At 71.9% G+C, this 19,204-nt stretch carries 23 protein-coding genes; 10 read left to right on the top strand and 13 right to left on the bottom strand.

The annotated features are described in order from the left end of the window. Window positions 1-5 precede the first annotated feature (5 nt). The 6 genes from IU369_RS01195 to IU369_RS01220 all read right to left on the bottom strand — a co-directional run bounded on the left by IU369_RS01195 (window position 6) and on the right by IU369_RS01220 (window position 7,030). Window positions 6-215 carry a hypothetical protein gene (locus tag IU369_RS01195; RefSeq protein ID WP_217922737.1) on the bottom strand — a complete coding sequence of 70 codons (210 nt, stop codon included), beginning with the start codon at window positions 213-215 and terminating at the stop codon, window positions 6-8. Between the two features lie 522 nt (window positions 216-737). Further along, complete coding sequence (locus tag IU369_RS01200) at window positions 738-1,001, bottom strand: DUF6112 family protein (protein ID WP_217922738.1); 264 nt, start codon at window positions 999-1,001, stop codon at window positions 738-740. Between the two features lie 414 nt (window positions 1,002-1,415). Then, window positions 1,416-3,608 carry a S8 family peptidase gene (locus tag IU369_RS01205; RefSeq protein ID WP_217922739.1) on the bottom strand — a complete coding sequence of 731 codons (2,193 nt, stop codon included), beginning with the start codon at window positions 3,606-3,608 and terminating at the stop codon, window positions 1,416-1,418. A 135-nt stretch (window positions 3,609-3,743) separates the two neighbouring features. Further along, window positions 3,744-4,718: an AAA family ATPase gene (locus IU369_RS01210; protein WP_217922740.1), complete on the bottom strand. Its 975-nt coding sequence runs from the start codon at window positions 4,716-4,718 to the stop codon at window positions 3,744-3,746. 87 nt (window positions 4,719-4,805) lie between these two features. Continuing rightward, a complete protein-coding gene (locus IU369_RS01215; RefSeq protein ID WP_217922741.1) occupies window positions 4,806-6,581 on the bottom strand; it encodes a hypothetical protein in 1,776 nt (591 codons plus the stop codon). 38 nt (window positions 6,582-6,619) lie between these two features. Continuing rightward, a complete protein-coding gene (locus tag IU369_RS01220; protein WP_217922742.1) occupies window positions 6,620-7,030 on the bottom strand; it encodes a hypothetical protein in 411 nt (136 codons plus the stop codon). Window positions 7,031-7,512: 482 nt separating this feature from the next. Between IU369_RS01220 and IU369_RS01225 the strand changes: the two genes are divergently transcribed. Genes IU369_RS01225 through IU369_RS01245 form a run of 5 tightly spaced genes read left to right on the top strand, consistent with a single transcriptional unit; the run spans window position 7,513 to window position 11,428 of the window. Next, entirely contained in the window at window positions 7,513-7,959 is a 447-nt protein-coding gene (locus IU369_RS01225; protein WP_217922743.1) for a helix-turn-helix domain-containing protein, read from the top strand. 25 nt (window positions 7,960-7,984) lie between these two features. Next, window positions 7,985-8,902 (top strand): IclR family transcriptional regulator, encoded by a 918-nt coding sequence (locus tag IU369_RS01230; protein WP_217922744.1) that lies wholly within the window; start codon window positions 7,985-7,987, stop codon window positions 8,900-8,902. After that, window positions 8,899-9,870, top strand: coding sequence for a glucosaminidase domain-containing protein (locus tag IU369_RS01235; RefSeq protein WP_217922745.1), 972 nt, complete (start codon window positions 8,899-8,901; stop codon window positions 9,868-9,870). Before IU369_RS01230 ends, IU369_RS01235 begins: the two co-directional genes overlap by 4 nt. A gap of 17 nt (window positions 9,871-9,887) precedes the next feature. Further along, window positions 9,888-10,157, top strand: a complete 270-nt coding sequence (locus tag IU369_RS01240; RefSeq protein WP_217922746.1) for a hypothetical protein — start codon at window positions 9,888-9,890, stop codon at window positions 10,155-10,157. Further along, a complete protein-coding gene (locus IU369_RS01245; protein ID WP_217922747.1) occupies window positions 10,145-11,428 on the top strand; it encodes a tyrosine-type recombinase/integrase in 1,284 nt (427 codons plus the stop codon). Before IU369_RS01240 ends, IU369_RS01245 begins: the two co-directional genes overlap by 13 nt. Window positions 11,429-11,584: 156 nt before the next feature. Here IU369_RS01245 and IU369_RS01250 read toward each other — a convergent pair whose 3' ends face one another. From IU369_RS01250 to IU369_RS01260, 3 genes are all read right to left on the bottom strand, one after another. Further along, window positions 11,585-12,088 carry a hypothetical protein gene (locus IU369_RS01250; protein WP_217922748.1) on the bottom strand — a complete coding sequence of 168 codons (504 nt, stop codon included), beginning with the start codon at window positions 12,086-12,088 and terminating at the stop codon, window positions 11,585-11,587. A 47-nt stretch (window positions 12,089-12,135) separates the two neighbouring features. After that, window positions 12,136-12,615 carry a DUF5063 domain-containing protein gene (locus IU369_RS01255; protein WP_217922749.1) on the bottom strand — a complete coding sequence of 160 codons (480 nt, stop codon included), beginning with the start codon at window positions 12,613-12,615 and terminating at the stop codon, window positions 12,136-12,138. 143 nt (window positions 12,616-12,758) lie between these two features. Further along, window positions 12,759-13,226 carry a universal stress protein gene (locus tag IU369_RS01260; RefSeq protein ID WP_217922750.1) on the bottom strand — a complete coding sequence of 156 codons (468 nt, stop codon included), beginning with the start codon at window positions 13,224-13,226 and terminating at the stop codon, window positions 12,759-12,761. A 93-nt stretch (window positions 13,227-13,319) separates the two neighbouring features. Here IU369_RS01260 and IU369_RS01265 point away from each other — a divergent pair, with 93 nt between their 5' ends. Both IU369_RS01265 and IU369_RS01270 read left to right on the top strand, forming a co-directional pair. Beyond that, window positions 13,320-13,679: a PadR family transcriptional regulator gene (locus tag IU369_RS01265; RefSeq protein WP_217922751.1), complete on the top strand. Its 360-nt coding sequence runs from the start codon at window positions 13,320-13,322 to the stop codon at window positions 13,677-13,679. Next, a complete protein-coding gene (locus IU369_RS01270) occupies window positions 13,676-14,473 on the top strand; it encodes a hypothetical protein (protein ID WP_217922752.1) in 798 nt (265 codons plus the stop codon). The genes IU369_RS01265 and IU369_RS01270 overlap by 4 nt, the downstream gene beginning before the upstream one ends. 67 nt (window positions 14,474-14,540) lie before the next feature. On the opposite strand, the gene IU369_RS01275 is transcribed toward IU369_RS01270, so the two are convergent. Beyond that, complete coding sequence (locus tag IU369_RS01275; protein ID WP_217922753.1) at window positions 14,541-14,759, bottom strand: dodecin family protein; 219 nt, start codon at window positions 14,757-14,759, stop codon at window positions 14,541-14,543. A gap of 90 nt (window positions 14,760-14,849) precedes the next feature. Further along, window positions 14,850-16,025: a hypothetical protein gene (locus tag IU369_RS01280; protein WP_217922754.1), complete on the bottom strand. Its 1,176-nt coding sequence runs from the start codon at window positions 16,023-16,025 to the stop codon at window positions 14,850-14,852. A 192-nt stretch (window positions 16,026-16,217) separates the two neighbouring features. On the opposite strand from IU369_RS01280, the gene IU369_RS01285 reads away from it, so the two are divergent. Then, the gene (locus IU369_RS01285) at window positions 16,218-16,703 is read left to right on the top strand and encodes a pyridoxamine 5'-phosphate oxidase family protein (protein ID WP_217922755.1); all 486 of its coding nucleotides are present in this window, start codon (window positions 16,218-16,220) and stop codon (window positions 16,701-16,703) included. Between the two features lie 49 nt (window positions 16,704-16,752). Here the strand turns inward: IU369_RS01285 and arsM are convergent, their stop codons facing one another. Further along, window positions 16,753-17,598 carry an arsenite methyltransferase gene (arsM, locus tag IU369_RS01290; protein WP_343233188.1) on the bottom strand — a complete coding sequence of 282 codons (846 nt, stop codon included), beginning with the start codon at window positions 17,596-17,598 and terminating at the stop codon, window positions 16,753-16,755. Next, the gene (locus tag IU369_RS01295; protein WP_217922757.1) at window positions 17,592-17,972 is read right to left on the bottom strand and encodes an ArsR/SmtB family transcription factor; all 381 of its coding nucleotides are present in this window, start codon (window positions 17,970-17,972) and stop codon (window positions 17,592-17,594) included. Before IU369_RS01295 ends, arsM begins: the two co-directional genes overlap by 7 nt. Before the next feature lie 69 nt (window positions 17,973-18,041). Here IU369_RS01295 and IU369_RS01300 point away from each other — a divergent pair, with 69 nt between their 5' ends. Together IU369_RS01300 and IU369_RS01305 are read left to right on the top strand one after the other, a co-directional pair. Next, on the top strand, window positions 18,042-18,767 hold the full coding sequence (locus IU369_RS01300; protein WP_217922758.1) for an aquaporin: 726 nt from the start codon (window positions 18,042-18,044) through the stop codon (window positions 18,765-18,767). Continuing rightward, window positions 18,764-19,204 (top strand): arsenate reductase ArsC, encoded by a 441-nt coding sequence (locus tag IU369_RS01305; protein ID WP_217922759.1) that lies wholly within the window; start codon window positions 18,764-18,766, stop codon window positions 19,202-19,204. Before IU369_RS01300 ends, IU369_RS01305 begins: the two co-directional genes overlap by 4 nt.

Genomic DNA, 19,204 nt, shown 5'->3' on the forward strand with positions numbered 1-19,204 from the left:
TGCGGTCACGGGGCGAAGGGGGAGAAGCCCTGGGCCGCCGCGACGAAGTCGCCCGGCGCTTCGGTCGTCGCCGGAGCCGTGACGCTCGGGACCGGACCCGGCACGTCGGTGCCAAAGCGCTCCACTCTCCAGCTCCCGCGCGACCATGCGAGCTCCGCGCGGCTCGTCGACCATGCCGCGATCGGGGGACGCTCCGACGCCGCTAGGAGCGTCACCTGCCAGACCGCCACCGTAGCCCGACGCCCTGAATACGCTTCCACCCGATAGCCAAGGGGCGTCATCGCGAGGACGATGTCGCGCCGGGCAACAGAGCCCAGGGTCCGGCCCAGGTAGTCATAGGTCCGGTCGAAGAGCGGGTCGAGCTGCGCGCGATATGCCGGCCGAGCAAATGCTGCGACAGCGACGCGGCGAGCCCGTCGACTCGCGATCAGGCGAGGGTCGGCGAGCGACGACAGCGCCCGAGCGGCCGATCGGGCAGCGCCTTCGCGCGTGTGCGCTGCGAGCGGACGCGTCGCCCCAGTCGGAGGAGAAGGGGCGCCCGGGAGCGGCGAGAGGGACGAGGCGGGGCGTCGGGCGTCTGTTCCGCTCTGGCCCGGAGCACTGATGCGGCCCGCTGCGAGGCCGAGCGCGAAGAGCAGCAAGGCGCCTCCAAGCGCTGCGGGTATCCGCCGGCGGGCACGGCGGTCCCTGCGGGTGCCGAGGACTCGGGCGCCGGAGCGGATAGAGGAGGGCACGGGCTACTGCCGCCCTATGCCGTAGAAGAAATTCACGATCTGCGGAGCCATTCCGACCAGTAGGCCCGCCCCCGCCGCGATGAGGACGCCGCGCCGGCCGCCGGACGTGGCGCCGTGATGGTTCGACTGCGCGCCCCAGGCCCACGCGATGGCCGCTACGACCAGCGCCGCGAGGATCAGGATCAGCGACCAGGAGTAAAGACCATCAACGAGCTTCTGGAGCTTGGCTTGTCCCGGAAGACCGGAGGGGTCGGGCGTGGCGGACACCTGTAGAGCGAGGCCTAGTCTCAACGCCGGCAAAGAGCCGCTCCTTCCGTTGGCTCGCCTTAGCCCTGCTGGCCACTAGGGATAGGAAGAGTCTGTTGACTATCCGTAGCAAACTAAAGCGTGCCTTGCCGCCGGACGCAACCGAGACTGGTACGGACCGCTGGTGCGCTCGGTCGAGTCCGCCTCCGGTCAAGGTCCAGCGACGGTCCTGTCGCGTTGGCGCCCGGCACCGTGGGCCCTCGGGTCGGGAGGTCGCCCGGGATCGGGGCCGGGGCTCGTACCGCGGCAAGCACAGACACGACCCCCATTGGCGCCGGGGGCCTCGGGCTCGCTCGCCGAATCCGAAGGGCCGAAACCGCCACCGGGCATTGGATTGCACAACCGGCGGTCCTGCCGCAGCTCGCGCCCCCGCAGCTACGGCTGCAAACGCACCCTCGTGGGGAGGAGGAGTTGCAAGCTCGCGTACAGGTCGATGTCCTGTCGCGCCTCGTCTTCCAGAGTCACGACTAGCGCGTAGCGCTCCGCCTGGACGAGCCATGGCGAGGAGATGTGACGAAGGACCACGTAGTAGGTCTCGCCATCGTCGACGTCGAGGCGACTGGTTCTCAGCGATCGCACTTGGAGGGTGCTGTCGTTGCTCGCCTGTTGACCCGGTACCAGCGTGGGCCGTCGCCGGTCGCGCGGGAGCGCGCGGCGCGCCTCTCTCTCAGCGGGCTGGCGCTGCCACGTTTCGCGAATATCGTCCAAAGTCATCGCTCGAACGAGATCGAAGCTCATGTGGCTCGAGAGGTACTCCCGACGAGTCCGCCGGACGTCTGGGTCGAAGGCGAGCGCCACCGTGATAGTCCGAGCGGTCGCCCCTCGCGCGAACTCGGGCGGGATGGGAACAGGGTGGATGACGGCGGTGTCGGCGTCGAGGGAACCCTCGAAGGTCATCGCTACTCGCCGCGCTCCGCTCTCCATCACGCGCGACGCGATTGGGCGCCCGTAGCCGGCGACCCGACGCAAATCGTCATCATCGAGACCCGCTGATCGGGTGATCGGGAGAGCCGCGGCGCCGATTAGGGCCCGTACGAGGTTGGCGCTTGCCCCCGGATAGCGCTTGAGAACCTGAGCAGCGATGCGGGCGACGCGAGGAGCGGCAAAGCTCGTTCCGTTCGCGATGCCAAACAGCTGTCCATCTCGCCTAGCGAGAGAGAGAACGCTGACCCCGTAGTCGCGATCCCGGCGCGTACCGAGGTCATTAAGGACCCAGTTGCCCCCTCGCTCGACGACGTCGGGTTTGGTTGCTCCGGCAACGCCTGGGCCGGTACGAGTGAACGGCGACGCTTGCCCGACCTCGGCGACGGCTCGGTCGCCCGGCCTTGAGGTGCCCGTGATCGTCTGCGGGGCGTCGGAGTGGGCGATGCTGCCAACCGTGAGCACGTTGGCAGCGACCCCCGGCTCGGCCACCCGTGCGTCGTCCGCCAGAAGGAATCCCGGGTATGCGCTGCACAGGTCGGTGCCCGGCGGCAGATCACGGGGAGTGTGATTACCGGCCGCGACGACGATGACTATGTCGAGCTCCCGCGCGAGATCGTCGAGGCTCTCGGTCCAGGTGCTGACATGCGGGCCGCTGTAGGGGGAGTCGTCGGCTATGGACAGGTTGAAGACCCGGACGTGATGTTCGTCGTGTAGCTGCCGGATTGCCTGCTCGACGACCATGTGGACCGGGAGGTCTGTCGGGAAGCGCGTTCGGCTCGCGTCGCGAGGGTCGGGCTCAAGTACCCGAACGCTGTGGATTGGCGCGTGGGCGACCCATGGGACCTCACCAGCGAGGGCCCCTTCGAGATCGTCGTAGGCCAGAATGCCCGCGACGAGCGTTCCATGGTCGCTTGCCGGTTGCCACGAGTGGCCAGCCGGGATCGCGCTCCGCGAGACGACCACCTCGCTCGGGAGTAGGGGGTGATCCATCACCCCGTCGTCGATGAGTCCGACTGGGGCCATCGGCTCGAGGGAGGCGGTCGGCAGGGTTTCAACGTCAGCGTTTCGCCAGTCCGAGGGCTCCAGACGTGGGGTCGGAGGGCGGCGAATCCGCTCTACGACAGTCAGGTCGAGCAAGTCGTCCAAGCACTGCCGGCCGACGCGTGCGCGAACGACCGAGTATCTGGCCCGCTCATCGGCCCCGAGGATCGTCGCGCCATGAAGCGAGATGACCGTCTGCACGTCTCCGATCCGCGCGCGCGCCGTCGCACCGTCGGGTGATGGCCACACGATCACATCGACAACCCATGGTGCGCCCGCTTCGTCACCGTCCTCGGGCACGCCGGGACCGCGACGGTCGGTGCGGTCATACGGCAGGAACTCGTCTATCGACTCGAAAAGCGACCGTTGTGGCGCGTTAGACCTATCTCGTCCGGCCGCGGTGTAGGCGGCGAGATTCGCCTCGAGCAATGCGGGCTCATCACCAGGGGCGAGCACGAAGTAAGTCCATGCCGTGGTGTCGCCAAGAAACTGGAGCCCGCTTGTGCCGAGGGCGCTCTCCTTCAGCGGCCCGAGAGCACGGATCTTGAAGACGTAAGCGGGATCTACGCCCTCGATGCTCCTCGCGGCGCGCTGGGCCTCCACAGCGCGGGCGAGCTCTCCAGAGAGCTTGCGGCCATGGGCGCCCGGAGAAGGTTTAGGCCGATCCCCGCCGCCTCCACCTGCCCGTCGGCTCTCGAGGTGCACGGGCATGGGCAGCACCAAGTGATCACTCATGCCCTACCAGGGTCTGCTGAGGGCGTCTCGGACAGCCCGGTCGAGATCGTTCTGTTCGACGGTGTCTCGGTGCTCCAAGACAGAGAAACGCACCGCGTCCCATGCGACTTTCTCCACGGCGGAGTGAGGCTTTCCTTTCAGCCGCGAAGCACTCCCGTCGATGTCAAGATCGCGGTGCTTGATCGAACGGAGTCGCTGGCGGAGCAGGCGCCGGCTCTGGTGCACCGTCGCAAGCGGGAACGACAGTACTTCATCGAATCGTCGCCACAGGGCCGAGTCGAGAAGCTGCTCATGGTTCGTAGCGGCGATGAGCAGACTCGGTCCATGGAACGCGTCGATCATCTGCAAAAACGCCGTGATCACGCGTTTAATCTCGCCATGCTCGCTTGGATCGTCTCGCGCCTTTCCGAGCGCGTCGAACTCATCGAATAGCAGTACCCACGAGCCCTGGCTTACGAAGTCGAAGATTCGATGCAGATTGGACGCCGTCTCCCCGAGGTAGCTCGAGACGACGGCATCGATGCGGACCACAACCAGCGGCAGTCCCATTTCAGTCGCCAAGGCTTCGGCCGCGCTTGTCTTTCCGCACCCTGGCGGCCCGTGAAACAGAACGCGCTGCCGTCGCGGGATTCCGCGCCGGTCAATCTCGTCCCACCTTCTGTACTCCTCGGAGAGCAATCGCAGGCGATCGACTAGATCACCGGTGAGCACGAGGTCATCCAGCGATCGCTCGGCGTGCCGGACCTCCGCCAGCGGCCACTCGCCCTCGCGATCCCGTGGAGGTTCTGGCAAGACGACCTCCGGCGCGACCGTGGAAGATCCGCCGCCGACAGTCAGGAGCGCTCGGAGATCCCGCGCCAGCACCGTATGGTGCTTCGCCTCTTCCTCTTCGATGATCTCCTGCGCCGCGCGCCGAAACGCGAGTTGGTCACCCTCACGGTAGGCGCGAAACAGCGCCTTGAGCTCACGACCAGCCATCGGTCAACCTTACCGTGGGTCTCGGCCCTCCATCGCCGAGGCCGCGCGTGAGGCGTTGGAACCGAACGGGCTGCGGTTCGTTGCGGCTCAGCCCACTCGGACGTCGACGCGGGTGGCTACAGCGGGCAGAAACGGCCAACCTATATCCCGGGGAACTACGACTCGCAGCGGGATCGTGAAGGCACCTGCGTGCGCGCTGAACTGATAGGTCAGCACGTAGCGGCCCCGCCGATCGGCAGTGGCGAGAGCCAGGGGTCGCCAGGTGCCCCCCTGGCGCCACTCGAGCTTCACCAGCTTGCCGCGACCGGCGTCCCGGGGAGCGATCGCGCCCGAAATCCGGAGGGTCTCGCCGGGGGCGATCGAGCGTGCTCCAATCCGGGCCGTGACCAGCGGCCGAAGCTGAATCACTGCGGGCGCGATTGCCAACGGGCGCCCGAGCGCAATCGCGCGCCACGTTCCGCTCTGGCGTGGGCGCACCTGGAACGTGAAGCGCCCACGACGATCTGTGAGCGTGGTCCCGTGGGAGAAGCCCTCCGGATCGAGCAGGTAGACCGTCGCGCGGCGCAGGCCCCGCCCATTCGGGTGGAGGAAGCGCCCCGAGATCCTCAGCGGTTGCGAGTAGGTTCCCGCGATCAGCGGCACGAGCAGGCGACCGCTGCGGCTGTAGCTGCGCGTCTGGTTGGAGCGGATGGCCCGAGCCTCGATGCGCGAGAAGTCGGGCAGCGGCACCCCGCTCGCCTCTATCCGCCCGGGTTCACCAAGGGGCCCGTCTCCTCCGACGATCGTGGTCGCCTGGGCCCCGCCGATCGCCGCGCTCGGGCGGGTGACCAGGGCTGAGGTGACCTCGCGTGAGAGCCCGGCGTTGTCGCTCGCGCTCAGGACGAAGCGGATCGTCTCGCCGGGCGCGGCGTACGCCGACAAGTCGAGGTCCCGCGTCTCGCCGCCGGTGGTCGACGATGCGACAGTCGGCCCATCCGCTCCGCGGGCGCGCAGGGTCCAGTCGTGCACCCCGCTCGTGGCGTCGGCGACCGAGACCGTCGCCCGCACGCCGTCGGCGGGCAGGCCGATGAGGGCGATGCTCGCCGAGGGCGGGGTGCGATCGATGCGCAGGGTCGCGTCCTGGAAGGCCGCTGAGCCGGTGCCATCGCCGTCGACCTCGAGGCGGAGCGTCTGTAGGCCGTCGGGTATCCCCGCCAGGTTGAGGCGGGCCGACTGCGAGCCCTGTCCGGGCGCCGCGGCGTAGAGGCCGCGCCCGCCGATGCCGATCCGCTGCTGGCCGATGCCGTCGGAGCCGAAGTTGTCGGCAGCCTGCCACTCGACCTGCGTCTGGTTACCGGTGACCCAGTCACCTGGCACGTTCGTCCAGCGCGCGGATGGCGCCTCGATGTCGCGCACGAGGATCGTCGGATCGAGGAAGGTCCAGACGCGATTGGGCTGCTGGCGCGCCTCGGTCTGCCAGAGGCGAAGCGAGGCGGTCTGGGCCCTCATTCCGATCTGGTAGGCCTTTGGCTGAGAGGGGCTTCGCGGGATGTCCGACTCGGCCACCTGCCAGGCGAGGGCGCCGTCGGCGAGCACCTGCTGGGCGATCGAGGTGGCCGTCTGATGGAAGCGCACTGCGCGCCAGCTGAGAGCCTCGATCACGGAGCCCGGCACCGGCGTACGCATGTCGATCTGCCACTTGGCCCCTGTGAACGAGGTGCCCATGGGCGGGCAGGTCACCCCGAAGCTCGCGCCGGTCTGCGCCACCGAGCACTGGCCGTCGGGAACCGCCTGGGCAGCCACGGCCTCGATCGCGTAGCTGTAGAGGCTCCCGTCGGTCGCAAGCGCCGGCGAGGAGCCAAGAGCACCCGCGGCGGCGAGCACGCCGAGGCCGAGCGCTCCCCTGAGGCTCGCGCGCCGCATCAGCTGAGGTTCCAGGGGCCGGGGGTGAACTCGCGCTCGGCCGGCGACACCGTCGGGGCCGGCGCGCGGCTGGGCGTCGATACGGGCGGGGGAGACACGACCTGTGTCGTCTGCACAGCGCCGCTCTGCGCGGGGGCGCGCTCACGCTCGCGCGCCCGACGTCGCGCGACCTCGCGCGCGTGGCGAGCCTCGGCCCGCTGCCGCTCACGGGCGGCCTCGCGGACGCGCGCCTCGCGCTTGGCGAAGGCTGCCGTCCTCTCTGCGACATCCAGGATCGTTCGCGCGGGCACGCTCATCGCCACAACCTTCGCATCGTCATGAGCGGCGGGGGCGTTCCCACCGAAGGAGAAGAGCACCACCACGGTGAGGACCGCAAGCCCGAGGAGCCCCGCCAGCGCTCCCGTGGCCACGACCGCGCCGAGGCTCGGTATACGTATAGAGGGGCGAGGGCGATGAGAATCACCCCCCCTGGGCGTCGATCGGCTCTGCGATCGGCCAGGCCGGCGTCGAGGGCCCGATCCGGAGGCCGCAGGTGCAGGCGAGGGACGCTGTCGGCTCTCGGCATCGAGCGGGACGAGGTCGGGGTTCGGGCCAAGGGTCTCACCGCCGGCTCCGATGGCCGGCCCCCAGGTCGGGGGCGCCGGCAGGTCGCTCGCCAGTTCCTCGGGCTCGTCGGGGATAGGGCGAGCAGGGTCGGCCCCCACGCGCTCCCGGGCCGGGTCGCCTCGATCCACTCCGCCATCCTCGTTTGCCATATCGCCGCCGTCTCCCTATGATCGGTTGACTGAGTGCGGCAAACTGATGATAGCCACCCAAGAGCGGAACGCACAAGCTATGAAATCTTCCCACCGCGGTTCTCCGCAAGCCCCGCCGGTCGGTCAGAATGACCCTCATGGCGCAGACACCGGCGAACGAGGTGCTTACCGCCAGCGAGGTGGCCGCCTGGCTCGAGCTGAACATCGAGACGGTCCAGCGTGGGGCGAAGGCAGGCCGCATCCCCGCCCGGCGGATCGGCAAGGAGTGGCGCTTTCTGCGCGACGCAGTGGCCGAGGCCCGGGGGCTCCGGGCTGTTGCCGCGAGCGGGGCGGAGGACGACCCCTTTCCGCGCTCCCCCTTCGAGATGCACACGGGCGCCGCGGCGGCAGGGATGGACTCCGAGCAGGCCGCCGAGTTCCTTCGGGTGAAGGAGTGGACGGTGCGAAGCGAAGCCAACCAGGGGCGTCTGCCCGGATGGCACGAGGGCCCGCGCTGGCGCTTCTCGCGCGAGGAGCTCGTCGAGCACATGCGCGCCGACGAGCCACAGGACCGGATCCGGTACGAGAGGCGACGCGCCCCCTAGAGACCCGGGGCCGGAGGGTCATGCGATGACCGAGTCCCGCTTTCCCCGCGCCGGCCGCGTGCGCCAGCTCCAATACGCCCTCTCGGTGCTCGACCTCTTTCGGCCGCCGGATCGGACCGAGCTCAGCCTTTCAGCGATCGCCCAAGAGCTCGGGCTCTCGGAGGAGTACGCCAACAAGCTCCTTCGCCACCTGGAGGTGGCGGGCGTCGTCGAGCGCGGGCCGGTTTCTGGCGCCTGGCGTTTGGGGATCCGCCTCGCCGAGCTTGGGGGATACGCGATCGCCTCGCTGCATCCATGGGACGAGTTCCGTCCGCCCCTGGCGACACTGCAGGAGACGACCGGCTTCGGCGGCCTGATCGCGGTGCTCTCGGGCGGGCGGGCGGTCTTCGTCGATCACTTCCGTGGCACCGATCGCGCACTTGGGCGTGCATTTCCGGCACACGCCACTGCCCTCGGCAAGGCGATCATCGCGGAGATGAGATCAGGCGCCGGTGACGATGCGCTCGCAGAGCTCGTGCTCGCGCCCTGGACGACCAGGACGATCACCGACCGGGATCGGCTTGTCGCGGATCTGGCTGGCGCCAAGGAGCGCGGCTACGCCCTCGAGGACGGCGAGTTCCACGAGGACCGTCGCTCGATCGGCGCGGCGGTGCGCGACCACACCGGCACGGTGGTGGCGGCGATCGGGGTGGGGGCCCCGGCGAGTCGCCTTCCTGACGAGATGATCGACGAGGTGGCGCGCGCGGTGGTGGCGGCGGCCGCCGAGGTGTCGCGCCGCCTGGGGGCCGGGTCGCTGGAGGCCCTGCCCCCGTGGAGGCCGGTGGTCGAGGTCCAGTCGGTGATGGAGCCTCCGCTCGAGGTCCAGCCGGCGGGAGCGAGCGAGGCGCCCTCCGCAAAGCCCGCCCGCCGCCGGCCGCGGGCCAAGGGATCCTCGGCGAAATGAGCTCCACCGGCCAGAGTCTTCCGCGGCCGTTGGCGATCGCCGGAGCAGGCGTCACCGCGCTCCTGTCGCTGGTCGTCGGGCTTCCGGTGATCGCGCTTCTTGGACTCTCAGGCCCCGGCGGCTCCACGGGTGCGTCAACGGCCGACGCCGCCACCCTCGACGCCTGGATGGCTCAGCAGGTTCCGGGCTCGCCGCTGGTCGGTCTCGGCGCGATCTTCGTGAGCGAGGGGGAGCGCAACGGCATCGACCCGCGTGCGCTGGTCGCAATCGCGATGCACGAGTCGGTTCTCGGGACCGCGGGATCGGGAGCCGCGATCCACAACGCGTTCGGCTGGGGGCCGGCGATCGCCTTCCCGAGCTGGCAGGAGAACATCGCAACCGTCGCGCGCGGCCTCGCGCAGGGGTACACCGCTCGCGGTCGCGACACCCTGGCGGCAATCCAGCCAGTCTGGGCGCCGCTCGGCGCCGCCAACGACCCAGCCGGTCTCAACTCGGCCTGGGTCGACGCCGTCGGCCGCTACTACAAGGACATGGGCGGCGATCCGAGGGCCTCGATCGCATTCGTGCCCGCCGTCAGCGATGGGCAGGCGGCGCTCTGCCCGGTCGGACCGTGGGGCGGAACCGAGCGCCCCGTTGAGGCCCTGGCCAGGCTCACGGGGTTGCCGGTGACGAGCGCGAAGCGCACGCGCCAGATGACCGCGAGCGGCGGCACCTCCGACCATTGGGTCGGCTGCGCGAAGTGCTTTGCCAACGACCTCGGAACGACGCCTCCGGCCGGAGACGCCCTCGCCTCGAGGATCGCCAGCGCGATCGGCGGACCGGGCTACGCGAACTGGGGCAGCACAGGCGGAGTCCTCAACGTGGAGCGCTGCGGGATCCGCTTCCAGCTCCTGTGGCGCACCTACGTGGGCGGCAACCACTGGAACCACATCCACATCGGCGCGCGGCTCGTTGGGTACGCGCCGTGACCGGCGAGCCGCCAGGAGTGCTCGACGTGGCGGCCGTGATGCAGCGCTATCGCATCCGCGATCGCAGGGCGGCTCGGCGTCTCATGGATGATGCCGGAGGTTTCCTCGTCGCCGGGCGGCTCGTCGTGCGGTGGGACGACCTCGAGGCCTTTGAGCACCGCCAGCGCGAGGCCCGCAGCAGGGCGAGTGACGGCGAGGGCGCCCGGTCAGCCGCGCGGTCGATCGCGGCCATTCGGCGGCCGAGCCCGCCGAAGAAGCCGCTCACTCCCGGGTGGTGGCGGACGTGAATGCCCGACGAGGGTGGCGCGAGACGATCGAGCCCGGCATCTACCGCGCCCACCGGGTCGCTTGTGCCTCCTCGGTCGATCGCCGACCGGGTCGCCGCTGCAGCTGCTCGTTTCAGATCGTCGTACCCGGCACTCGTCCCGGAGCGACTCGCCTTCTCACGGTCAGCGGGACGGTTAGCCGTGCTCGGGCCGAACGCGACCGGCTGCGCGGTGAGGGACGCCCCGAGCTTCCCCTGGTCGTCGAGTCCGGAACGCTCGACGACCTCGCGGGCGACTACCTGAGGGCGAAGGCGCCGACGCTCGCACCGTCCACGGTGGCGGTTCGGGAGGAGGCCTACAGGCTTCGGGTGAGCCCCGGGCTGGGGGACCTCAAGCTTGCTGAGATCACGCGGCAGCGCGTCGAGGTCTGGCTGGCGGAGACGCTTGGCACCTCGAGCCGGCACGCTACCGGGAAGGCGCTGGAGGCGCTGCGCGTCATGCTGAATCTGGCCGTCCAGTGGGGAAGGATTTCAGACAACCCAGCCGCCGGGCTCCGGCTCCCGAAAGCGCCTCGAGAGCGTCATCGCGCGGAGCGTGTCCTAGACGCTGCCCAACTCGCGGCCCTCTTCGATGGCACCCGGAGAGTCCACCTGGAGTCGATGCTCCGGATGGCGGGCGAAGCCGGGCTCCGACGTGGCGAGGTGATCGGCCTCCGCTGGCCGGACGTCGACTTCTCGGCTCGGCGAGTCCTCGTGGCGCGGTCGGTATGGCAGGAGGTCGGCCGGGACGGCGGCGCCCCTCGTCGCATCGTCGGCCCTCCCAAGAGCGGTCGCGAGCGCCGAGTCGCGATCTCCGCAGGGCTCGCGACCCGCCTCGCCCGTTGGTACGCCATCGCGGTGGTTGAGGGAGGAGCGTCCGCAGACGGCTACGTTTGGCCAGCGCTCGATGGCGGACCGATGGACAGTGGAACGCCAGGGCAGGCCCTGGCGCGCGTTCTAGTACGAGTCGGCCTGCTTGACACCTCGGGACGCCCCCTCATCTCCTTCCACGGGCTTCGCCACACCGCGGCGTCGGTGATGCTCGCGCGTGGCGTGCCGCTGATCGTGGTGTCTCGTCAACTGGGGCACGCCAATCCCAACATCACTGCGCAGGTCTACGCGCACCTCCTGTCGGACAGCCAACTCGATGATGCGGCCGCCGTCTTCGATCCCGCTCCAGGCACCGAGACCTTGCGGGAGACGTTGCGGGAGATTGAGGAGACCCCCGAAAGGCGTATGGACAGTGGTATCTGACCGCAAGGCCCCGAGGTTTCCTAAACCTGGTGTCGCAAGTTCGATTCTTGCCGGGGGCATGGGCCTGCTCGCTCCCTGTCGGTGATCCCGCCGACGCTGCGCGGCGTGCCGGGAAGTCGGCGCGCGCGGCGCGGGTCCCGCGACGCGCACGGCCGTTCAGGGGTCCTGGGCCCGCCAGGCGTCGAGAGCACGGAGCTCCGCCGTGGGGAACGGGTACTCGTCGCTCCATCGGCGCAGGTAACCCTCCTCGCCGTGCTCGTCGAGGACCGCACGCGCCTCTCGCGCCACGACGCGCACCAGGGCATCCCGGCGCACGACGCCGGACAACTGCCGTTCGGCAGCGGGCCCGTCCTGCCCGCGGACGTCGACGTGGAGGCGGACGTTCCCGGCGTCGAGGGCGAACCGCCAGACGACCCAGGTGCCCTCCTCATCCCAGGAGACGGAGACGTCAGCCGCACCCTGCGTGAGCGCGAGGACGGCGCGGAGCAGGTCCCCCAGTGCGTCGGTGACGTAGCTCGGACCCATCTCGACTGCGTTCCCGCCGACCTCGAGTCGCGCGTCGGCCCACCCCGCGCCCCCCCACCCCGGACGGAGGCGGTACTCGAACGCGACGTCGTCGACGGGGCGTTCCGTCGACGGGATGGTGGGCCCCCCGGGCATCCCGCCTCGCGGGCGATGCCCTCGCCGTCGTCCGCGTCTGCCGCCTCTCACTCGAACCGACGGACGTGGAGCGCGCGGATCGCCTCGACGGCATGACGACCCCAGTGGATCCTGTGGCCCAGGCGCCATTCCCACGCCACGACCTCGGGAGCGACGCCGGCGTCGAGTCCGAGGAGGCCCGCCTTGAGATCCCTCCAGACGTCGGCGAGATCGTCATCAAGGAAGTGCTCGATCGCCTCACCCGCCTCGGGACCCTCCATCTCGAAGACGGACCAGTACGTCGACCAGTCGCCGAGTGTCTCGCTGAGAGCATCGAACCGGGCGGTCCAGTCCTCGTGGGAGATGGGGGGCGATGACGGCCCGTCGTGGAACTCGGCGTCCAACAGGAGCGCCGCGGCGTGGACATCGGCGAGCGTCCGATCCGCCCGAGCGGCGAAGTCGTCCCTGTCCGGGTACGGCGCTCCGTCGATCAGCGCGCAGAAGCGCCTCGCCGCGTCGACGAACGCCGAGAAGCCCTCAGTTCTCACAGGCGATGCCATCCGCGTCGCCGTCGGACCGGCACGGGTCCGATCCGACGGAACGGGAGTCCGGCGCCCGACACGTCGCACCGAGTGGCGGCGGCTGCGACGACGAGGAACGGACTGCCCATCCGGATGGGGACGCCCGGGACTCAGTCCCCGGGGGCGGGCACCACCAGCACGGGGCAGGGGGACCGCTCGAGCAGGCGGCGGGACGTGCTGCCCAGCAGGCGCCTCTCCAGCCCGTGCCCGCGCGCGCCGACGACGATGACCTCGGCGTCGCGTTCCGCTGCGACGCGTGCGAGCGCGTCGGCGACGTCGCCGTCCTCGGCGACGGCCAGGCCCTCCGCGAAGAAGCCGGCCTCCGTGGCCAGCAGCGCGCCGCGATCCGCCGTGTGGCGGGCGCCGTCGAACATCCCCTGGTCCGCCGCCGCCGCCGCCCCGAAGTCGATCGTGGCGGTCGGGATCGTCGCGGCGGCGAACGCCGTGTACGCGGCCCCGGACTCCCACGCCACCACCACCAGGGCCGGACGCCGACCGAGCACGGCGGCCGCCGCGGTGATCGCGCGGTCCGCGCTCTCCGAACCGTCGTAGCCGATGAGGGCGAGTCCGTCGGGCACCCGGCCAGGATAACCCGCGGCGGCACGCCCGCCCAGGGGGGTGCGAACCCCGGCCCTTGACTTATCGGAAGACATCTTCCTATTGTCTCGCCCATGTCACGACGAACCGCCGGGACCCTCCTCCCCATCGAGACCGAGATCCTCGGCGCCGCGCTCGCGATGCGCCGCGCCGGCCACCCCGGATTCCACGGCTTCGGCCTCGCCCAGACGATGCGCGAGCAACGCGGATCCCGGGCGCTGACCGCCCACGGGACCCTCTACAAGGCGCTCGCCCGGCTCGAGGAGTTCGGGATGCTGACCTCCCGCTGGGAGGACCCCGCCGACGCGCAGGGGCGCCCCCGCCGGCGCCTCTACGAGCTCACCGGACCGGGCGCCCAGGTCGCCGAGCGCTCCCTCGCGGACCTGGGCGCGTCCGCCGCGCCCCGGCCGCGCGTCGCGGCGGAGCCGGCATGACCCCCGAGCGCATGGCGGCCCTCGTCGCGCGGTGGGTGCGGTTCTACACCCGCGACCTGCCCGCCCCCGTCGCCCGCCGGCGGGCCGACGAGATCGCCGCCGACCTCCACGACCACATCGCCCACGAACGGACCGCCGGCACCGGGGACGGCCGCATCGCCCTCGGCATCGCGTCGCGGATGGTCCGCGGCCTCGCCGCCGACACGTCGTGGTCGCGGCGGCACCGCACGACGCCCGCGGGCGTCCGCCGGTCGCTGCCACGCGTCCTCGGCGTCGTCGCGCTCCTCCTGTCGCTGCCCGCCGGGGCGATGCTGCTCACCGACGGCGGCGTCGACTGGGCGCCGTTCGACTTCCTCGCCGCGGCCGTGCTGCTGACGGGGGCGGGGCTCGTCATCGACCGGTTCGCGACCCGGCCGGGCGACCCGGCCTACCGGTCCGCCGTCGGCCTCGGCCTGGTGGGGGTCCTGCTGCTCGTCGTCCTCGCCGCCGCCGCGGGCGTCGTCGGCGAGACCGGCGACCCCATCGACCTCATGTACGGCGGGGTGCTCGCCGCCGGCGTCGCCGGCGCCGCCCTCGCACGGCTGCGGCCGGAGGGCATGGCGCGGACGCTGCTCGCGATGGCCGGCCTGCAGGCGGTGGTCACGGTGACCGCGCTCGCCGCCGGCCGCCACGAGGAGCCCGCCGCGTCCCTCGCGGAGATCCTGGGGCTCAACGGGATCTTCATCGCCCTGTTCGTCGCCTCCGCCGGGCTCTTCCGGCGGGCCGGGCGCCGCCGGGCGGCGCCCACGGCCTGACCCGGTCGCCCGGCGAAGGGGGAGTGGACCGCCCCGCGACCGCGTCGCGGGGCGGTGGTCCACCCGGTCAGTCCTTCTGGCCGTCCACCTTGAACGAGATGTCGACCGTGACCTGCCACCGGTCGACCTCACCGTCCTCGTTGACGTTCGCGCGGATGTCGGCGATCTGGATCCACGTCAGCCCGTGGACGCGGTCGGCCGACGTCTTCAGCGCCACCTTGGCGGCGTCCTCGATCGAACCCGCCGACTCCCCGACGACCCTGACGACCTTGAATGCGGTGTCCATCTCATCTCCTCTGGAGGGTGTCGGACACCACTACCCCGCGTCAGCCCGAAGGATTCGGGATCCGTCGGAGCCGAGTGGCGCGCCGGCCGCTCAGAGCCCGGGCAGCTCCCCGGCTCCGAGGGGGACGTCGCACGGCGCGACCCGCCCGGCCCGGTCCGTCGCGCCCCAGCCGCAGGGGGCCACGCCCCGCCGGGGGCCCGGACCCAGCGGACCGATGTCGCGGGCCGCGCGCAGCCGGGGGTCGGTGCTCTCCCCGAGCGGGGCCGGAGCGCCCCACGCCCCGCCGAAGCCGTACCAGCCCTCCGCGCGCGCATCGCGCAGCAGCCTCTCGCCCCGCCACCGCAGACCGCCGTCGGCCGTCGCGTCGTACGTCCCCGCGAGTGTCCCGCCGCCCGTGGCGACCGCGAACCGGTGGGCTCCGGCCTCGGGGTACGACGCGTGGCTCGCGAGGGCGCTGAAGACGACGGGGTGCTCACCGTCCTCGAGTCGGCCCGCCGCCGCCGCCCACGGCTCCACCCGCGGCCGGCCGTGCTGGTAGTAGGCGATCTCGACCGCCCGGTCGGTGGCGTCGAGGCGGACGGCGACGCGTTCCCAGTCGCCCTCGTGCAGGCGCAGCCGCCGTCCCGCGAGGAGCGGTGCCACCTGGGCCAGCGCGGGCGGCACGGCGTCGAACGCGTCGACGACGACGCCCGAGTCGGCGGACAGGAACCAGTAGGTCACGACCCGGCCGGGGACGTACTCGAAGTACATGGGCGCGGAGACCTCGCCCGCGACCGGTGCGCGGCCCCTCCGCACGCGCGCCGGGAGGTCGAGCACGAACCCCTGCGTGAGCGGCACCCCGCGCGCACGCAGCGGTCCGCCCTGGAGGGGACGGCTGAGGAGGTTGCTCGCGACGGGGCGCCCGACGTACCGGCACCGGGCACCGACGCCGACCCGGTGGGCCAGGCGCCCGCGGCCGAGCGCCGCCTCACGGGCGTGCACACCGCCGGCCGCCGGGGCATCCGCCACCCGGACGCCGGCCGTGAAGCGGCAACCGCGCCAGCGCACCCCGGCGGCCGCCACCAGGTCGCGCGCGGCGGTGGGGAGCGTCGTCTCGGCGGGGTGGATGCGGACGTGCGGCGCATAGCGCTCCACCGCCGCCGGCACGGCGGCGTGCGCGGGAGTGGCCGCGCCGAGGGCGGCCGCCGCGAGCGCGAGCCCGGCGAGGCTCCTCCGCACGTCGGGCCGAGAAGCCGCCGACACGTCGATCTCCTCCTGGTCCGACATCGTCCCCGCGACCGTCGCTCCGCGGGCTCCGGCACGTCAACCACCCGGGCGGCGCGTGCCGGATGGCGGGACGGCGTCTCGCGATCACCGACCCGGCGCGGGGTCCGGGCCGGCGGCGGCGGGTCCCCGTTTGCGCCCCCCGCGGTGGGGAACCGTCACCGCGACCGGACGCGAGGGAAGGGAACCACGCAGATGACGGACCACGGGGACGACGTGCGCAAGGTCGCGGGGCTGCTGCAGGGGAAGCGGTTCGGGATGATGACCACCACCGCCGAGGACGGCACCCTCATGAGCCGCCCGATGGCGCTCCAGGAGGTCGAGTTCGACGGCGACCTGTGGTTCTTCGCGGCGCGCGACTCGCGCCTCGTCGAGCAGGTGCAGGCCAACCCCCAGGTGAACGTCGCCGTCGAGTCGAGCAGCACCTGGGTCTCGCTCACCGGCGCCGTGAGCGTCATCGTCGACGAGGCCCGCAAGCGGGACCTCTGGAACGCCGGCGTCGAGGCCTGGTTCCCCGAGGGCCCCGACGACCCCGGCATCGTGCTCCTGCGGCTCGAGGCCGAGTCGGCCGAGTACTGGGACACGCCCGGCGGGCGCATCGCGAGCCTCTTCAGCTTCGCGAAGGCGAAGGCGACGGGCACGCGCTACTCCGGTGGCGACCACGGGACCGTCGAGATGTAGACCCGGCCCGTCGCCGCGCGCCCCGGTCCCGGGGCGCGCGGCGGGCCGTTCAGCAGCAGCCGGTGGCGCCCGACGCCGCGGCGGGTGCCGCCACGACCGGGGCGTCGTCCGGCTTGACCGCCCGGACGATGGCCCCGTGCAGGCCGTCCGCGACCTCGTGGGTGAACGTGACGTCCACGTCGCGGAAGCCGGCGGCGTCGAGGAACGCCCGGTACTCGCCGACCGACAACGCACCGGCGATGCACCCGGCCCAGCCGCCCCGCTCGGCGCGCTCGTCCGCGGTGAGGCGGTCCTCGGCGACGACGTCGCTGATGCCGATCCGCCCGCCGGGCCGCAGCACCCGGAACGTCTCCCGCAGCACCGCCTGCTTGTCGGGCGACAGGTTCACCACGCAGTTCGAGATCACCACGTCGACCGTCGCCGCCGGCAGCGGGATCTCCTCGATCCGCCCCTTCAGGAACTCGACGTTCGTCGCGCCCGCCTCCGCGGCGTTGCGCAGGGCGAGGGCCAGCATCTCGTCGGTCATGTCCAGGCCGTACGCCTTCCCCGTCGGGCCGACGCGCCGCGCGGAGAGGAGCACGTCGATCCCGCCACCCGACCCGAGGTCGAGCACCACCTCGCCCTCGCGCAGGTCGGCGACGGCCGTCGGGTTGCCGCAGCCGAGGCTCGCGAGGACCGCCTGGTCCGGCAGGTCACCGCGGTCGGCGTCGGCGTAGAGGGCGCTGCCGAACACCGCGTCCTCCGGCGCGCAGCACCCGCCCTCCCCGCAGCCCGAGACGATCCCCGGCTGGGTCCCCGCCGTCGCCTCGGCCGCCGCCTGCGCGTACCGGGCGCGGACCTCTTCGTGGATGTCGGACGTCGACACGGCGTTCTCCTCGGGAGTCGGGTTCAGCATGCGCACACCTGCGCGGGCGGACCGGCGACCCACGCCGCGAACTCGGCGAGGGCGTCGGGGACGACGTAGTAGTAGGCCCACAGGCCCCGCCGCTCGGAATCGACGAGCCCCGCCTGGCGCAGCACCTTCAGGTGGTGGGAGACGGTCGACTGGCCCACGTCGAAGAGCGGGATCAGCTCGCAGACGCACACCTCGCCCGCGTGGCGGCGCAGCACGTCGATGAGCTGCAGCCGGATCGGGTCGCCGAGGGCCTTCGCCACGACGGCCATCCGCTCCGCCTGGGCGCGCTCGACGTCGGGGTACGCCACGGGCTCGCAGCACGGCTCGCCCGCCGGGCGCTTCTGCTTGGGGGAGAGCTCCAGATCGATCGCCATGAATGCACGGTAGTCGATTGAAGTGATGAACGTCAATCGAATATCCTGCGTCCCGATGGTGGACGCCCCGTGACCGCCCGGCCCGACCTGTCGCGACGCGTCGCCGCCGAGGCGATCGGCACCTTCTGCCTCGTGTTCGCGGGCACCGGGGCGGTGGTCGTGAACGCCGTCGCGGGCGACCCCCTCGGGCACGGCGGGGTCGCGGCCGCGTTCGGGCTGGTGGTCGCCGTCATGATCTTCGCGTTCGGCCACCTCTCGGGCGCCCACCTGAACCCCGCCGTCTCGCTCGCGTTCGCGGCGGGCCGGCACTTCCCCCGCCGGGAGGTCGCGCCCTACATCGCCGCGCAGGTCGCCGGGGCCGTCGCGGCGTCGTTCGCGTTGCGGGGGCTCTTCGGCGTCGCGGGTGGGCTCGGCGCCACCCATCCCCGGCACGTCGGCGCGGGCGGGGCCCTGGTGCTCGAGGCGGGGCTCACGGCGGTGCTGATGATCGTCGTGCTCGCCGTCGCCACGGACACCCGGGCCGTCGGCTCCCTCGCGGCGATCGCGATCGGTGGCACCATCGCGCTGGAGGCCCTCGTCATCGGCCCGATCACGGGGGCGTCGATGAACCCCGCCCGCTCCCTCGCCCCCGCACTCGCCGCCGGCGACGTCGCCGACCTGTGGATCTACCTCGCGGGGCCCATCGCCGGGGCGATGGCCGGCGTGGTGCTCTACGGCGTCCTGCGGGACGCGCGCGACCTCACACCGGCCGTCCCGCGCGCGACGGCCACCGAACGGGAGGAACCCGCACGATGACCGACACCCCCCCACCGCCGGACGACGGGCGCCCCGAGGTGCTCTACGTCTGCGTCCACAACGCGGGTCGCTCCCAGATGGCGGCGCTGTTCACCGAGCACCTCGGCGGCGGGCGCGTCGTGGTGCGCTCCGCCGGGTCGGAGCCCGCGGACCGCCTCAACCCCCTGGTGGTGGAGGCGATGGCGGAGATCGGGCTCGACATGTCCGCCGCGTTCCCGAAGCCCCTCACCGACGACGCCGTCCGCGCGTCGGACGTCGTGATCACGATGGGGTGCGGCGACACGTGCCCGTTCTACCCGGGGACCCGGTACGAGGACTGGCCGCTCACCGACCCCGCCGGTGCGACGAGCGTCGCCGAGGTCCGGGTCGTCCGCGAGGAGATCCGCACCCGGGTCATCGACCTGCTCGCGTCCCTCGGGATCACGCCCGCGGCCTGA

The sequence above is a fragment of the Miltoncostaea oceani genome (assembly GCF_018141545.1).
GTDB classification, from domain to species: Bacteria; Actinomycetota; Thermoleophilia; order Miltoncostaeales; family Miltoncostaeaceae; genus Miltoncostaea; species Miltoncostaea oceani.

Coding starts and splice junctions, on each gene's coding strand:
- IU369_RS01295 (WP_217922757.1), bottom strand. CDS start 17,972: ATGGCGATCGATCTGGAGCTCTCCCCCAAGCAGAAGCGCCCGGCGGGC.
- IU369_RS01230 (WP_217922744.1), top strand. CDS start 7,985: ATGACCGAGTCCCGCTTTCCCCGCGCCGGCCGCGTGCGCCAGCTCCAA.
- IU369_RS01250 (WP_217922748.1), bottom strand. CDS start 12,088: ATGCCCGGGGGGCCCACCATCCCGTCGACGGAACGCCCCGTCGACGAC.
- IU369_RS01270 (WP_217922752.1), top strand. CDS start 13,676: ATGACCCCCGAGCGCATGGCGGCCCTCGTCGCGCGGTGGGTGCGGTTC.
- IU369_RS01235 (WP_217922745.1), top strand. CDS start 8,899: ATGAGCTCCACCGGCCAGAGTCTTCCGCGGCCGTTGGCGATCGCCGGA.
- arsM (WP_343233188.1), bottom strand. CDS start 17,598: ATGCTGAACCCGACTCCCGAGGAGAACGCCGTGTCGACGTCCGACATC.
- IU369_RS01280 (WP_217922754.1), bottom strand. CDS start 16,025: ATGTCGGACCAGGAGGAGATCGACGTGTCGGCGGCTTCTCGGCCCGAC.
- IU369_RS01285 (WP_217922755.1), top strand. CDS start 16,218: ATGACGGACCACGGGGACGACGTGCGCAAGGTCGCGGGGCTGCTGCAG.
- IU369_RS01225 (WP_217922743.1), top strand. CDS start 7,513: ATGGCGCAGACACCGGCGAACGAGGTGCTTACCGCCAGCGAGGTGGCC.
- IU369_RS01265 (WP_217922751.1), top strand. CDS start 13,320: ATGTCACGACGAACCGCCGGGACCCTCCTCCCCATCGAGACCGAGATC.
- IU369_RS01305 (WP_217922759.1), top strand. CDS start 18,764: ATGACCGACACCCCCCCACCGCCGGACGACGGGCGCCCCGAGGTGCTC.
- IU369_RS01275 (WP_217922753.1), bottom strand. CDS start 14,759: ATGGACACCGCATTCAAGGTCGTCAGGGTCGTCGGGGAGTCGGCGGGT.
- IU369_RS01210 (WP_217922740.1), bottom strand. CDS start 4,718: ATGGCTGGTCGTGAGCTCAAGGCGCTGTTTCGCGCCTACCGTGAGGGT.